General features: G+C 52.2%; 13 protein-coding genes. 11 read left to right on the top strand and 2 right to left on the bottom strand.

Features of this window, described 5'->3' with window-relative positions; translation table 11 throughout:
• Positions 1-124: 124 nt before the first annotated feature.
• From B157_RS0100675 to B157_RS0100725, 11 genes are all read left to right on the top strand, one after another.
• The gene (locus tag B157_RS0100675; RefSeq protein WP_020601444.1) at positions 125-3238 is read left to right on the top strand and encodes an FAD-binding and (Fe-S)-binding domain-containing protein; all 3114 of its coding nucleotides are present in this window, start codon (positions 125-127) and stop codon (positions 3236-3238) included.
• A 51-nt stretch (positions 3239-3289) separates the two neighbouring features.
• Positions 3290-3658 (top strand): sensory rhodopsin transducer, encoded by a 369-nt coding sequence (locus B157_RS0100680; protein WP_020601445.1) that lies wholly within the window; start codon positions 3290-3292, stop codon positions 3656-3658.
• Positions 3659-3671: 13 nt separating this feature from the next.
• Positions 3672-4106: a PPC domain-containing DNA-binding protein gene (locus B157_RS0100685; protein ID WP_020601446.1), complete on the top strand. Its 435-nt coding sequence runs from the start codon at positions 3672-3674 to the stop codon at positions 4104-4106.
• 54 nt (positions 4107-4160) lie between these two features.
• Positions 4161-5105 (top strand): cytochrome c oxidase subunit II, encoded by a 945-nt coding sequence (coxB, locus tag B157_RS0100690; protein WP_020601447.1) that lies wholly within the window; start codon positions 4161-4163, stop codon positions 5103-5105.
• The gene (ctaD, locus tag B157_RS0100695; protein ID WP_020601448.1) at positions 5102-6784 is read left to right on the top strand and encodes a cytochrome c oxidase subunit I; all 1683 of its coding nucleotides are present in this window, start codon (positions 5102-5104) and stop codon (positions 6782-6784) included. The genes coxB and ctaD overlap by 4 nt, the downstream gene beginning before the upstream one ends.
• An 11-nt stretch (positions 6785-6795) precedes the next feature.
• Positions 6796-7356, top strand: coding sequence for a cytochrome c oxidase subunit 3 (locus B157_RS0100700; protein ID WP_020601449.1), 561 nt, complete (start codon positions 6796-6798; stop codon positions 7354-7356).
• A 2-nt stretch (positions 7357-7358) separates the two neighbouring features.
• The gene (locus B157_RS0100705) at positions 7359-8240 is read left to right on the top strand and encodes a cytochrome c oxidase assembly protein (RefSeq protein ID WP_020601450.1); all 882 of its coding nucleotides are present in this window, start codon (positions 7359-7361) and stop codon (positions 8238-8240) included.
• A gap of 1 nt (position 8241) precedes the next feature.
• Positions 8242-8469: an aa3-type cytochrome oxidase subunit IV gene (ctaF, locus tag B157_RS0100710; RefSeq protein ID WP_020601451.1), complete on the top strand. Its 228-nt coding sequence runs from the start codon at positions 8242-8244 to the stop codon at positions 8467-8469.
• Positions 8456-8983 (top strand): QcrA and Rieske domain-containing protein, encoded by a 528-nt coding sequence (locus B157_RS0100715; protein WP_020601452.1) that lies wholly within the window; start codon positions 8456-8458, stop codon positions 8981-8983. Before ctaF ends, B157_RS0100715 begins: the two co-directional genes overlap by 14 nt.
• On the top strand, positions 8980-10368 hold the full coding sequence (locus B157_RS0100720) for a cytochrome b N-terminal domain-containing protein (RefSeq protein ID WP_020601453.1): 1389 nt from the start codon (positions 8980-8982) through the stop codon (positions 10366-10368). Before B157_RS0100715 ends, B157_RS0100720 begins: the two co-directional genes overlap by 4 nt.
• Before the next feature lie 140 nt (positions 10369-10508).
• Entirely contained in the window at positions 10509-11087 is a 579-nt protein-coding gene (locus B157_RS0100725; protein WP_020601454.1) for a DUF7010 family protein, read from the top strand.
• Between the two features lie 143 nt (positions 11088-11230).
• Here the strand turns inward: B157_RS0100725 and B157_RS0100730 are convergent, their stop codons facing one another.
• The gene (locus B157_RS0100730) at positions 11231-12634 is read right to left on the bottom strand and encodes a hypothetical protein (RefSeq protein ID WP_157618256.1); all 1404 of its coding nucleotides are present in this window, start codon (positions 12632-12634) and stop codon (positions 11231-11233) included.
• Between the two features lie 250 nt (positions 12635-12884).
• Positions 12885-14372: a glycoside hydrolase family 130 protein gene (locus B157_RS0100735; RefSeq protein ID WP_020601456.1), complete on the bottom strand. Its 1488-nt coding sequence runs from the start codon at positions 14370-14372 to the stop codon at positions 12885-12887.
• Between the last annotated feature and the right edge of the window lie 48 nt (positions 14373-14420).

Here is a 14420-nt window from a genome sequence, read left to right on the forward strand (position 1 = left end):
AGTGGTCATCTACTGCACATCGTTAGCTGCGCGTCCGTCAATGGTCATTCATTGAAAAAGATGACTGATTACTAATGACATGCAGTGAATGACCACAAATGACAAACAATGACTACTACTTATTATGGTAACAGAAACACCTGAAGAAGCCAGAGCAACCCGTACTCAAAAGAACCACCTGCGCGAAGAAACGGGTATTGATGTAAACGCTTTAGAAGCCGAGCTGCGGCTGATGGTTAAAGGCGAAGTCCGGTTTGACCGGGGTAGCCGCGCTACTTACTCTACCGACGGCTCCAACTATCGGCAGGTGCCCATTGGCGTGGTGCTGCCTCATGACGATGACGACATCGTACAGACTGTCGCTCTCTGCCGAAAATACAACGCCCCGATTCTTTCGCGGGGGGGCGGAACAAGTTTGGCTGGGCAGGGCTGTAACGTGGCAGTAGTCATGGATATGTCGAAGTATTACAATAAGATTTTGAATATCGACCCCGACCAGAAAACCGTTACCGTGCAGCCCGGAATTGTGCTGGACTCCATGCGGGGCGAAACGAACAAAAAATACGGACTCACCTTCGGTCCCGACCCTGCCACGCACAGCCACTGTACGCTGGGCGGAATGCTGGGTAATAACTCCTGTGGTATCCACTCCGTTATGTCGCAGTGGGCGGGTATTGGGGCACGTTCGTCAGATAATACGCATTCGCTTAAAGTATTGATTTACGATGGTTCCATTATGGACGTTGGCCCTACGAGCGAAGATGAACTGGAACAGATTATTGAAGCGGGCGGACGGAAGGGCGAAATCTACGCCAAGTTAAAGGCCCTGCGCGACAAATACGCCGACGTTATCCGGCAGAAAATGCCGCAGATTCCGCGTCGTTCGTCGGGGTTTAATTTAGATGAGTTGCTGCCCGAAAAGGGCTTCAACGTAGCGCGGGCGTTGGTGGGCACGGAGGGCACCTGCGTGGTGATGCTGGAAGCCACGCTGATGCTGATGCCCAATCCTAAAGCGCGGTCTTTGGTCGTTTTGGGCTATCCCGATGTATATGATGCGGGAAAAAACGCGCCAAAATCCATGAAGCATCAGCCTATCGGTCTGGAAGGTATTGACGACCAGTTGATTGGCTATATGGAAAAGCGGGGACTGAACGTGGATGACCTCACCCTGCTGCCTGATGGCAAAGGCTGGCTGATGGTGGAGTTTGGCGGTGATTCCAAAGAGGACTCCGACAACAAAGCCAGGGTGCTTATGGACGACCTCAAAAAACAGGATAATCCGCCCAATATGAGTTTATTCGATGACCCGGCGCAGGAGAAAAAACTCTGGGAAATTCGCGAATCGGGCCTGGGTGCAACGGCTTTTGTGCCGGGTATGGATGATACATGGCCGGGCTGGGAAGATTCCTCCATTGCGCCCGATAAAGTGGGCGATTACCTCAGAGACCTACGCGACCTGTTCAACAAATACGACTATGAGGCCGCGCTTTACGGCCATTTTGGGCAGGGCTGTATTCACTGCCGGATAAACTTTGATTTGGTTACGGCTGAAGGCATCGAAAAATACCAGCGTTTTACCGAAGAAGCGGCAAAACTAGTGGTCAGCTACGGGGGCTCCCTGTCGGGCGAACACGGTGATGGGCAGGCCCGCGCCGATCTGCTCGAAATCATGTACGGCCCCGAACTGGTGCAGGCGTTCCGGGAGTTTAAGGCCATCTGGGACCCGACCAACAAAATGAACCCGGGCAAGGCTATTGATGCCTACGGCGAAACTGAACACCTGCGGCTCGGCACCGATTATAGCCCACCTCAGGTAATGACCCACTTCAAATTTCCTGACGACAAGGGCTCGTTTGCGCGGGCTACACTCCGTTGCGTGGGCGTGGGTAACTGCCGCAAGCACGAAGGCGGCACCATGTGCCCCAGCTACATGGTTACGCGGGAGGAGGAACACGCTACGCGCGGCCGCGCCCGGCTGCTGTTCGAGATGCTCCAGGGCGATGAACTGTCCGATGGTTTTCACAGCGATAACGTAAAAGACGCGCTCGATTTGTGTCTGGCCTGTAAAGGCTGCCTCGGCGAATGCCCCGTTCATGTAGACATGGCTACCTATAAATCGGAGTTTTTGTCGCACTATTACGACAACAGGCTGCGGCCCCGGTCGGCCTATGCGTTTGGCTGGATTTACTGGTGGTCGCGTTTGGCTTCGGTGGTGCCGGAGGTCGTAAACTTCTTTATGCATAATCCACTAACGGCTCCACTGGCTAAAAAAGCGGCTGGCGTAACGCAGAAACGAAGCATCCCGAAATTCGCCGTTCAAACCTTCCGCGACTGGTATCGGCGGGAGCACAAGCTGGATAGTACCGGCAGACCCCGCGTTATTTTGTGGGCCGATACGTTCAATAATTTTTTTCTGCCCCAGACCCTGGTAGCGGGCCATGAAGTGCTGGAAGCGGCTGGTTTTGAAGTGGTTGTGCCGAATCAAATCCTGTGCTGCGGCCGCCCGTTATATGACTTTGGAATGCTGGACACGGCCAAGCGGATGCTACGCGATATTATGACAACGTTACAGGCCGACATCCGGGCCGGTACGCCCATTGTGGGGCTGGAGCCGAGTTGCGTGTCAGTATTCAAAAACGAACTCTGCAACCTGTACCCCGAATACGACGATGCCAAACGCCTGCGTCAAAACACATTTACGCTGGCTGAGTTTCTAGAAAAGAAAGCGCCTGATTTCAGGGTGCCCAAATTAAAACGTAAAGCGGTTGTACACGGGCACTGCCACCACAAGGCGGTGATGAAAACGGAGGCCGAAGAAAAACTAATGGGCGATATGAAACTCGACTACCAGATGCTGGATTCGGGTTGCTGCGGCATGGCGGGTTATTTCGGCTATCTGGAAGGCCAGCAATACGACGTTGGTTTAGCGGCCGGGGAGCGCGTACTACTGCCCGCCGTGCGCGCTGCCGCTGCCGATACGCTGGTGATAGCCGATGGGTTTAGCTGCCGCGAGCAGATCGAGCAGGGAACCAACCGGCAGGGTATGCACCTTGCCCAGGTCTTACAAATGGCCCTGCGCGAACAAAAAGGGCCAAAAACCACTGTCTTTCCTGAAAAGAAATATGTGGAGGACATGAAACTGAAAGGAAAGGCTATCAAAAAAGAGCGGCTGGCGGTAGCACTAGGCGTGGCGGCAATGGGCGTGGTACTGATAAGTATTTTTTTGAAGAAACGTTAAAACGAGCCCTATCGGTTTTTAGATCCTGATGGGTTATGAGCTATAATCACTATGGAAATTGGTAAAAAAATATGGGCTATTGCCGAAGGATATATTCCCGGTAGGAGCAATGGGCCCGAACCACAGATGCTCAGCCACGAAGCAGCCTGTTTTCTGAACACCTCAGACCAGGAGGCTCACATCGAAATTACAGTGTACTTTGAAGACCGGGAACCGGCGGGGCCTTATATCTTCACCGTAGAACCCCGGCGAACAAAGCATGTCCGCTTTAATAACCTAACCGACCCGGAACCGATACCCCTGGATACCGACTACGCCAGCCTCATCCGGTCCGACGTGCCCATTGTGGTGCAGCACACCCGGCTGGATTCCCGGCAGGATGCCAACGCCCTGATGACAACTATCGCCTATACTGAATAACCCCGATACCAGGATGAAAAGTAAACTACTCAACGATGACCAGCAGAAAACCTACGCGCTCATTTTCGACAAAGGCGATGAGGTAATTGAGAAACTGAAAGAATTTGCCAGCTCCAATAGCTTGTCGGCCAGTCACTTTACGGCTATTGGTGCCTTTAGCGATGTGCTGCTGGGGTATTTCGACGTAACAAAAAAGAACTATAAAAAGATAGATGTACGGGAGCAGGTTGAAGTGCTTACCCTGATGGGCGATATTTCGCTCAAACCCGATGGTGAGGTGCAGATTCATGCCCACGTTGTGGTAGGCAAATCGGACGGAACGGCGCACGGTGGCCATGTGCTTTCGGCAACCGTATTTCCAACCCTGGAAGTAGTCCTGACGGAATCACCAGCCTATCTTCATCGGCAGTATGACGAAGAAACAGGCCTGGCGCTGATTCATTTATAGTCTATTGTCATTTATGCCGCGTTGGAATGACAAAAACAGCTTCTCAAAAACTGAATGCTATTATCTCTGCTCATACCGTCCATTTTCTCATCGGCCTCCTCAGAAGCCAGCGAAATTACGACGCTGACACTCTACTTTATTATTGCGTCGGTGGGCATATTGCTTACGGTTATCGGCCTGCTGATTTATGTATCTGTTAAATTCAGGGGTAAACCCGGCGACCCCGAACCCCGGCAGTTCACGGGCAACAAAGTGGTGGAAGGGGTTATGATTACTATCCCCACACTGCTGGTCGGGGGTTTTTTTTACCTGACCCTTTCCACCATGCAAACCGTGTTGCCCCCTGCCGATGGCCTTAAGCCGGAAGTCGTCATTCGGGGGCATCAGTTCTGGTGGGAAGCGCAATACGCCGGTAAAAACGCTGTTGTAGCTAACGAAATTCATTTGCCGGTGGGGCGCAGAATACTGATGCACATAGAAGCGGCTGACGTTATTCATGACTGGTGGGTGCCGGAACTGGGTGCGAAAATGGATGCTATTCCGGGCCGGACGAATCACCTGTGGGTAACCATCCGCAAGCCGGGTGTGTACGAAGGAGCGTGCAGTGAGTTCTGCGGAGCACAACACGCATGGATGCGCATTCGGGTAGTGGCTCAGCCCGAAGCTGAATACCAGCAATGGGTACGGGAGCGACAACAGAACGCCGTTACGCCCACGACCGCATCGGCGGTGGCGGGTGCTGCTTTCTTCAACCGGGAAACCTGCGGCACCTGTCACCGCATTCGCGGAACGGTAGCCAATGGCAATGTGGGGCCTGACCTGACGCATTTCGCCAGTCGGCAAACGATGCTGTCGGGAATGATGCCCAACACCCGCGAGAACCTGCGCCGGTGGCTACAGGACCCACAAGCTGTGAAACCCGGAGCCAAAATGCCCCGGTTTATTTATTCGAAAGACAGCATCAACGTGCTGGTAGATTATTTAACGACGCTCAAATGATAACGGACGTAACCATACCGGAACCACAGGCACCGCTACCCGGTGCGGGTGTTAACAGCAGTCAGGGGCTGTTGCAGTGGATTTCGTCGGTGGATCATAAGCAGATTGGTATCCTGTACCTGCTCATGTCGCTGTTCTACCTGTTGGTAGGCGGGGCGCTGGCGTTGCTGATGCGGGTACAGTTGATGGCACCGGAAAACCAGTTTCTGGGACCGGAAGCGTATAATCAGCTGTTTACCATGCACGGCACGACCATGATATTTTTCGTGCTGACACCGGCCATTCTGGGTTTCTCGGTCTACCTGACCCCGCTGATGATTGGCGCGAACGAAATGGCCTTTCCCCGACTCAATGCCTTCAGTTTCTGGATTGCCTTTTTTGGTGGGTTGCTGTTGTATTTCAGCTTCCTGGCTGGTGGCGCACCGAACGCGGGCTGGTTCAACTACGCCCCGCTCAATCAGATGCAGTACTCGTCGCAACCAGGCATTGATTACTATTGCATTGGCCTGTTGCTGGCGGGTATCGGTACGGTGGGTACGGGAGCTAACCTGATCGTAACTATTATTTCGCTGCGTTCTCATGGCTTTAAATATCGCTATCTGCCCATTTTTGTCTGGATGGTTTTTATCAACGGCTTTCTGATTCTGGCCGCGTTTCCGTCGCTCAATGCTGCGCTGGTGATGCTCCTGATTGACCGGCAGCTGGATGGGCATTTTTTCAATACCGCCAGTGGCGGCTCGGCGTTGCTCTGGCAACATCTGTTCTGGCTGTTTGGTCACCCGGAGGTGTACATCGTGGTGCTGCCTCCGTTTGGCATCATCTCCGAAGTGATTCAGGTGTATTCGCGCAAGCCGATTTTTGGGTATCCCTTCGTGGTGGGGTCGGGTTTTGCCATTGCGCTACTGGCTTTTGGGGTGTGGGTACACCATATGTTTGCTACGGGAATGGGCAATACGATGAACAGCTTTTTTGCGGCCAGTAGCATGCTGATCGGCATTCCGACGGGCGTGAAAATTTTCAACTGGCTGGGTACCATGTGGGGCGGTTCTATCCGGTTCACGACGGCTATGCTCTTCGCCACGTCCTTTCTGGTCGAGTTTACCATTGGTGGGCTGAGTGGTATTTCATTCGCCATTGTCCCCATCGACTGGCAATTGACCGATACGTATTACGTGGTGGCGCATTTGCACTACGTTTTTCTGGGCGGTAGTCTGTTCGGGTTACTTTCCGGGCTGTTTTACTGGTTTCCCAAGATGACGGGGAGGATGCTCAATGAAAAACTGGGTCGCTGGTTTTTCTGGCTGTTCGTCATTGGCTTCAACCTGACTTTTTTCATGCAGCATATTCTGGGCGTTATCGGGATGCCCCGGCGGGTGTATACGTTCCCGAACCTGCCCGGTTTTGGGTTACTGAACCTGATTTCATCACTAGGTGCTTTTCTGATGGGAGTGTCGATGCTGGTATTTCTGTACCTGCTGTATGAAGCACTCAGGCGGGGAAAACGAGCGTCGGACAATCCGTGGGATGGCTATACCTTCGAGTGGCTGACAACATCGCCCCCGCAGCTGAAAAATTTCGATACCCTGCCACCCGTATTCAGTTTCCGACCCTTGCACGACCTGAACCACCCTGAAATTGGCGACCATAAGAAATCAACGGACGATAAATACGGTACTTAACAGCGACGCTCATGGAATCTAAACTAATGATGAAACTGGTAGTCGGCTCCGAAGCGATTTTCTTTCTGGCCCTGATGATGGGGTTCGTGTATTTCGCTTACTTCCCCGGCTTCGATCCTAAATCGCTGGCTCTACTGGATTTGACAAAGACGGGGGCTTTTACTGTGTTACTACTGGCAAGCAGTTTTACCTTCTGGCGGGCTGAAATCAGCCATCGAAACGGGCAAATTGGTTCGCTGAAAGGGTGGTTGGCCGCTACGGTCGGGCTGGGTGTTATCTTTCTGTTTGGGCAGGGGATGGAATATAACCATTTACTCGTCAATCAGTTGGTTGTTAGTAAAGGCACGTTCGCAACTGGGTTTTTCACGCTGACGGGTTTTCACGGGCTGCACGTGTTTATTGGCCTTATCATGCTGGCGGTTGTGTTGTACCTGACTTTCCTGGGTGATTTCGACCGGCCACAATCCAGCGTTATCAGTGCGGTGGGTATCTACTGGCACTTTGTGGATATCGTCTGGGTCATCGTTTTTACACTGGTCTATATCCTGCCACACGTCGTAAACATGAAATAGTTATGAACCTGCTCATTAATTTCTGGACGTTCGATCTGGTCAGTATGCTGGTTGTATCCGGACTGGGTTTGGGATACGGATACTTGTCAGGCTGGCGGTTGAAGCCGGGTGCGGGGCTATATTTTTCAGGGGTAGTTTTAGTCTTGCTGGTACAAACGTCGCCGTTGCACTATCTGGGTATGTACTACCTGTTGAGCGCTCATATGGCTGGGCATATGCTGTTGCTATTGGTAGCGGCCCCGCTATTAGTACTGGGATTACCCAGCCAAACTGATAGCGGAAAATCCTGGAAAGCTATCTCTGTGTTCTTTCGGCAAAAGCCGTGGTTTGGCTGGCTGCTTTGCCTGGTCACTATGTGGTTCTGGCACATTCCCCTGGTGCATGACCTGATGGTTTCCCGCCCGGCTGCGGCTACGATTCCCCTGTGTACACTGACCGGAACAGCCGAAAATCCACTGGCAAATTTACTGCACATCATACAACCGGTTAGTCTGCTGGTGGCGGGTGTCTGCTTTGCCTGGCCCATTCTGGGGCCGATGCCTTCGTACCGGGTTCACCCATTAATGGGGGTGGGGTACCTGTTTACAGCCTGCGTCGGCTGCTCTTTACTGGGTATGTTGATCACGTTTGCGCCGGTCGGTGTTTATCAGGTCTACGGTGGGCCGGATTATTTCGGTATTGCTCATCAACTCAATACGGACTGGAACCTGAACCGAAGCACCGACCAGCAACTGGCGGGCCTGCTGATGTGGGTTCCGGGTTGCTTTATTTACCTGTCGGGGGTTTTGTATTTACTGATAAACTGGCTTGGGGAGAAGCAGCCGGTAGCCTGGGCTATCGAATCCAATGTGCAAACCGGTCATCGAACACTAGGAAAAGAGTAATATGGACGAAGAAGAGAAACAACGCCGAATCCAGGACCGTGCCAACTGGAAGACCGCACGCCCGAAAAAATTACCCAGACCCGCTTACTGGCCTTTCTTTCTGGCACTGGGCGTATCATTTCTGGTGTGGGGTATACTGACTAGCTGGATAATCAGCGTGGCCGGGCTGGTAGTGATGATCATTGCCCTGATGGGGTGGATAACCGAACTGCGACATGAGCAAGAATAAGGCAGATGCGAACGACGATAGCCGCCGGGATTTTATGATGAAAGTAAGTCTGGGTTTAGGCGGTCTGGCAGCCGTAGCCGTAAGCGTGCCGGTGGTAGGGGCTTTGATTGCCCCGCTGCTGGAAGCCAAGCCTGAACTATGGCGTAGCGTAGGTTCACCAGACGAGTTTCCGGTGGGTACTACTAAACTCGTGACCTTCGAAAATGCCGACCCTAAAACCTGGGCGGGTACCACGGCCCGTACCGCAGCCTGGGTGCGGCACGAGGAAGATAATAAATTCACGGTGTTCTCGGTAAACTGTACGCATCTGGGGTGCCCGGTACGCTGGGAGAAAGACGCCGAACTATTCATGTGCCCCTGCCACGGCGGGGTGTATTATAAAGATGGCTCCGTAGCCGCTGGTCCACCACCCATACCCCTGCCTCAGTACGCAGTTCGGGTGGAGCAGGGTCAGGTGCAGGTCGGCACGGCTCCAATTCCTATTACCAACTTTGGCGATAACTCGACCGTATGAAAATTCTTCGTTCCATCTGGCACTGGATTGATGACCGGACGGGCCTGTCTGAAACCATCGGCCCGCTGGCCAGACACCTTGTGCCGCCCGGTGCCAAATGGGCGTATGTATTCGGGAGTGGCACACTGTTTTGCTTTATTTTACAGGTCGTTACGGGCGTTGGTCTGTCGCTGCTCTACCAACCCTCTTCAGAAGGGGCATATGAATCCCTGAAGTTCATTACCGATCAGGCCGCTTTTGGCCGGGTGCTGCGGGGGATTCACTTCTTCGGCGCATCGGGTATGATCATTCTGGTGGGTATTCACATGATTCGGGTATACATAACAGCCTCTTACAAATACCCGCGCGAGATGAGCTGGATTAGCGGGGTTTTCCTGCTGTTTCTGACCATTATCATGGGTTTTACGGGCCAGCTACTGCGCTGGGATTCCAACGGCGTTTGGTCGTCGGTGGTGGCGGCTGAAAATCTGGGCCGTATTCCGCTGGTGGGCACCACGCTGGCTCGCTTACTGATTGGGGGCGACACCATCGGGGCGCAGTCGCTAAGCCGGTTCTTTTCGTTCCACGTCTTTCTGTTCCCCGCGCTCATTTTTATGTTCGTGGGGTTTCATCTGTATCTGGTGTTCCGCAATGGCATATCGGAACCACCAAAAGCCGGTCGGCCGGTCGACCCGAAAACATACCGGAAATGGTATGACGACATGCTCAAACGCGAGGGTGTTCCCTTCTGGCCCGATGCTGCCTGGCGAGACACTATGTTTGGCGCACTGGTCATTCTGGCTATTGTAGGGCTGGCCGTGATGATAGGGCCACCGGCATTAACACAACCCCCCGACCCGTCCATCGTCAACACCTCACCCGCCCCGGACTGGTACATGTTACCTATTTTCGCCCTGTTCGCGCTGATGCCGCCCCAGATTGAGTCTTTTGTTATTTTTGTGGGGCCAATCGTGGCGGTCCTGTCGTTGCTGGCGCTGCCGTTTGTGTCGGGTAAAGGAGAGCGTAGCCCCATCCGCCGACCCTGGGCGGTGTTTGGGGTCGTATGCGTTGTTATTTTTGTGGGGAGTTTGCTGGTAGTGGGAGAAATAGAACCCTGGTCGCCCCGGTTCAAAACGAAGCCGCTGGCGCAGTTTGTCCACTACGCCAGTCCAAAACTGCAACGGGGTACGGTGCTGTTCTACAAAAAGGGCTGTCAGTACTGCCACCAGATAAAAGGGTACGGTGGATTGAAAGGCCCGAACCTGAGCGCGATTGGACGCACCTGGACGGCAAACCAGTTAGCGGTCCGGATTGTCAATGGTGGGGGAGAGATGCCCGCCTACGGGGGTATACTCACTAAAACCGAACTCGCCGATCTGGTCTTCTTTTTACAGATGCAAAAATGAGTTTGGGCGGTACGAACACAAAGTACAACTTGTGCTAAAACGGATTTATACAAGCTGGATTGGCAAATTGACCATTCATCATTAACGGCTTCACAGGTCGTGTTGTTAGGGTAATCTTTATACGACCTAACAAAACTGCTATGCCCTCTTTTACAAAATCTGACCTCGATTTGCTGCGTCTTGACTTGACTGTCAAGGCTAAGAATGGTCTCAATTTCATTGTTGCCGCGATCCTCATCTGGCTGTTGATCACGTATATCTGGACGTTGCCCTACTCCACTGGCTCCAGGGGGCTACTAACATTTTATGCAGGTGGGCTGATGCTGCCCCTGGCCTGGGTATTCTCGAAACTGATGCGCACCAGCTGGAACATGCCCGACAATCCGATTCAACCGCTGGGTCTCTGGCTTAACTTCGCTCAGTTAGTGTATTTTCCTATTCTTGTGTTTGTCTATCTCAGGCATACCGAACATTTTATCATGGTGTACGTCATCATTACGGGTGCCCACTTTTTGCCTTATGCCTGGTTCTATAATACCAAATCGTTTGCGGTCATGTCTGTCCTGATCAGTGTTGGTGCTATGTGGCTTGGCCTTATCCTACCCGTTCAGAACGTCTACCTGATTCCGCTTTTTTTGAGTGCTTCGCTGTGTGTTCTGGCAATTTGGATAGGGTTGGATTATCAGGCCAAGAAAAAATTGGTCAAGGCTTATCTGTAGTCTATAGTTATTCGGTTGCCTGAAATTTATCCAGTCAAACCGGTGTACCACAGTGAGCCTGCACTGGTACGCCGGTGAGACACAAAACCTAATCGCTTTTCAGGTAGCCGGGTTTTGTGCTTTATCACAGATTGAGTTGTAGGCTATTGAACATAAATCTGGTATTGCAGTACCACCGCTCCCTTGCTTCCGGTGTGAGGGGCTAAACCCGTGGTGGTATCGGCCAGTCCGAAGATGGGACGATTCTGATAATTCAGCGAAAACTTACTGCCGTGCCCATTCACCAGCCAGTTAAGGCCCAGGTCATAACTCACCATCGTACTGGCCAATCGGTCGTAATTAGCCATCATTAGGGAAGCATAAGGCTGTAGTTGGCAGCTTGCTGGTTTGCTTTTTGGTAGTAGATACCCGGCTTGCCCGAAGAAAATGTCCCCCGTACCAATCATGGGAAACGCATTGCCAGACCCGTTGAATGAACCCTGCCCCGCTACGACTCCATTGGCCGGGTTGTTGACCCCCAGATTACGGATGTAGCCCGGTCCAAAGTCATAATGGGCGTAGCTGCCGTACAGCGTAACCGCCGAACTTTTTTCCCGGTTGATGGGCGCATCGTAGAAAACATCGACCGCAAGCAGGTTCATGGCCGTATTGACTACCTGACCCTGTGCGTCGAGGTGAGCCATAGCACCGGGCTGCGTAATAAAACCGGCTCCAACGTTAAAAACCCGCTTCTGACCCAGGTAGGAACCCGTATTGTACGGAGTCAGGTTTGATTCCTGATCGAAAAACTGGTACGAGAAATAACCCTGTACCTGGTTACTGGGGGCATCCAGCGAGAAATCAGCATTTCTGGTTACCACCGTTGGGGCCATAGTAGAGGTCTGAATCGGTAGTGGATTGGTCAAGGCAATCCGGTAATCCAGTTTACCCAGTTTTCCTTTGGCGTAAACACTCAGTTTCCGCAGAAACTGGTCGGTTGCATCGTTAGTTGCCTGCTGGTATAGCGGAGCATCCATACCCAAAATGGTACCCACACTCGGCGAGGCATAGCGCGAAAGACCACTCCAGGCCGTTAGCCCACCACCCAGCGAGAAGTGGCCGGGCACAACGGCGTATTCACCAATCACATCATGAAAAAACGTGCCGTTCTTACGCGCCGACAGGTAGTTGAAGTTATTCTGCCCAAACTGTGCGTAGAAGAAAACCCGATCGGTTAGCTGACCGAATAGCTGAATCCGGGTCCGGCGCAGGCTCACATCGAAGGTTGACGGTTTCGCTGTTTCATACACGCTGGTACCGGGGTTACTGTCGTTATACCGCAGCCATAGCTGATTGAGAAACGTTACCTGAATAAAGTGCTTCCCATCATCCGACAGGTTCATGCGTAGCATCGGTTTGGCGGCTGGTTCTGGTTTGGTAACGGGTGTTGTTGCCGGGGCGTTGGTGGAGTTCTGATCTGACGTTACCTGGGCTGAGCCAGTCAGGTACGTACCTGCTAATAGAAGCAGAAGCAAAAACAGCCGCTGTGAGGAGTAAGAACAGAGCATTGTATTCGGTATTGATGTTGTATTTAAAAGAAACCGGGTAACCCCCATCTAATGTTTACAGCGATTGCCCGGTAAAGCATAGCGTTGGTCAATCAGTTGCGTCGGTCTGCTGACTCTGTGCTACTGCCGACATTCCATCTTTTTAGAGACAGGACTGGAAATACTTAAAATAACGTGACTCCGGTATGGAGGTTACTTTGCCAGGCAAAGCGATCCCCATACCGGAGTCACGTTATGTATACGTTTTGGGTCAGATAACCGCTGTTTTGGTCGTTTCCGGTTTACTTTTACCCGTCAGCTCCGCTAACAATTCCTGTACGTTTACAGTGGCAAAGCTACTGGCGTAGTCGGCCATGGCGTAAGGAATAATCAGTTCGTCGTTGTTGATGAGTCCACCGCAACTATACACCACGTTGGGCACGTAGCCCTCCCGTTCGTTTTCGTCGGGACTCAGGATCGGCTCTTTCGTACGACCAATTACTTTGCTGGGGTCATTGAGGTCGAGCAGGAATGCACCGATGGCATACTTCCGCATAGGCCCTACGCCATGACTCAGTACTAACCAGCCTGCTTCCGTTTCGATGGGCGAGCCGCAGTTGCCCAGTTGTACATACTCCCAGTGATACGTTGGTTTCAGCAACAACTCTTTGGTTTGCCAGAAGTACAGATCGTCGGAGTACATCAGGTAAATATTCTCGCCGTCCTGCCGCGAAATCATGGCATATTTCCCATTGATCTTACGCGGAAACAGGGCCATTCCTTTATTGGAAACTTCGGCTCCGTTGAGCGTACTCACGCTGAAATGGGTAAAGTCTTTGGTCGCCACTAACTGGGGAAACGTTACCTTTCCATTGTAAGCTGTGTAGGTGGCGTAGTAGGTAACCTGTCCATCGTCCTCGGTGAACTGCACAAAACGGGCATCTTCAATACCGTTGGTTTCGTTGGGAGAGGTGGGGAAAATGCAGCGTTCGTCCAGGCTCTGGTCGTCTTCGAAGTGAATTTCGTAGTTCGATTTTGCCAACGCTGTCAAACCACTGGCAATGGTTTCGTACTCGGCATTGTAGCGGAATTGTGCCAGGACCCGCTTTATTTGTGCTTCGAGTTCGTCCAGGCTGAATTCGTCGCCCAGGCCAATCATCATCTTTTCCTGAATACTGTTTTCCAGCCGCAGCTCGTAGAGTTTTCGTTCAAACATAGCCCGGTTGAAGCGATGGTTAGGTACCATATCGGGCGAGGTTACATAGCGGGAGGGGGTTCGCAGGATGATTTTTCCCGCGTCGTCAATGTATCCCATTCGAAAAGAAATGGACGAGATATGCCCTTCTCCGGTAGCGCGCAAGCTTAAAATGAATCGTTTGAAACCCGGTGGCACGTTGCTCTGATCGGGATGCCAGATCATGGACGGGTTGAACAGCGCAGCCGATTCGAGCGAGTATTCCATGGTAAAATAAGCACCCAGCAGCAACTTACGATCTTCGGGCAGTGGTTCGTCGGTCAATAGTTGGGGTTTGATCTGCTCGAACCGCTGAAGAAGGAACCGCTCCAGTTTATAGTGCCTCCCCCCAAACTCGCGAATTACCTCATCGAGTTTCTGTTCGGCTTCATTATCACTCATGCTGCCCACGCGGGCAATTATTTTCAAGGTACGAGTCGTGCTGCCCAGATCAAACGGGCGAAATAACACTCGTGTTGGATCCGGTCGCAGAACGATACCAGTTCTGGTGGCTTTAATACTCATCTATATGTAGTAAGGGGTGTTTGTACAAACACAGAATAGAACGAAGAA

It is taken from the genome of Spirosoma spitsbergense DSM 19989 (genome assembly GCF_000374085.1).
Classification (GTDB): domain Bacteria; phylum Bacteroidota; class Bacteroidia; order Cytophagales; family Spirosomataceae; genus Spirosoma; species Spirosoma spitsbergense.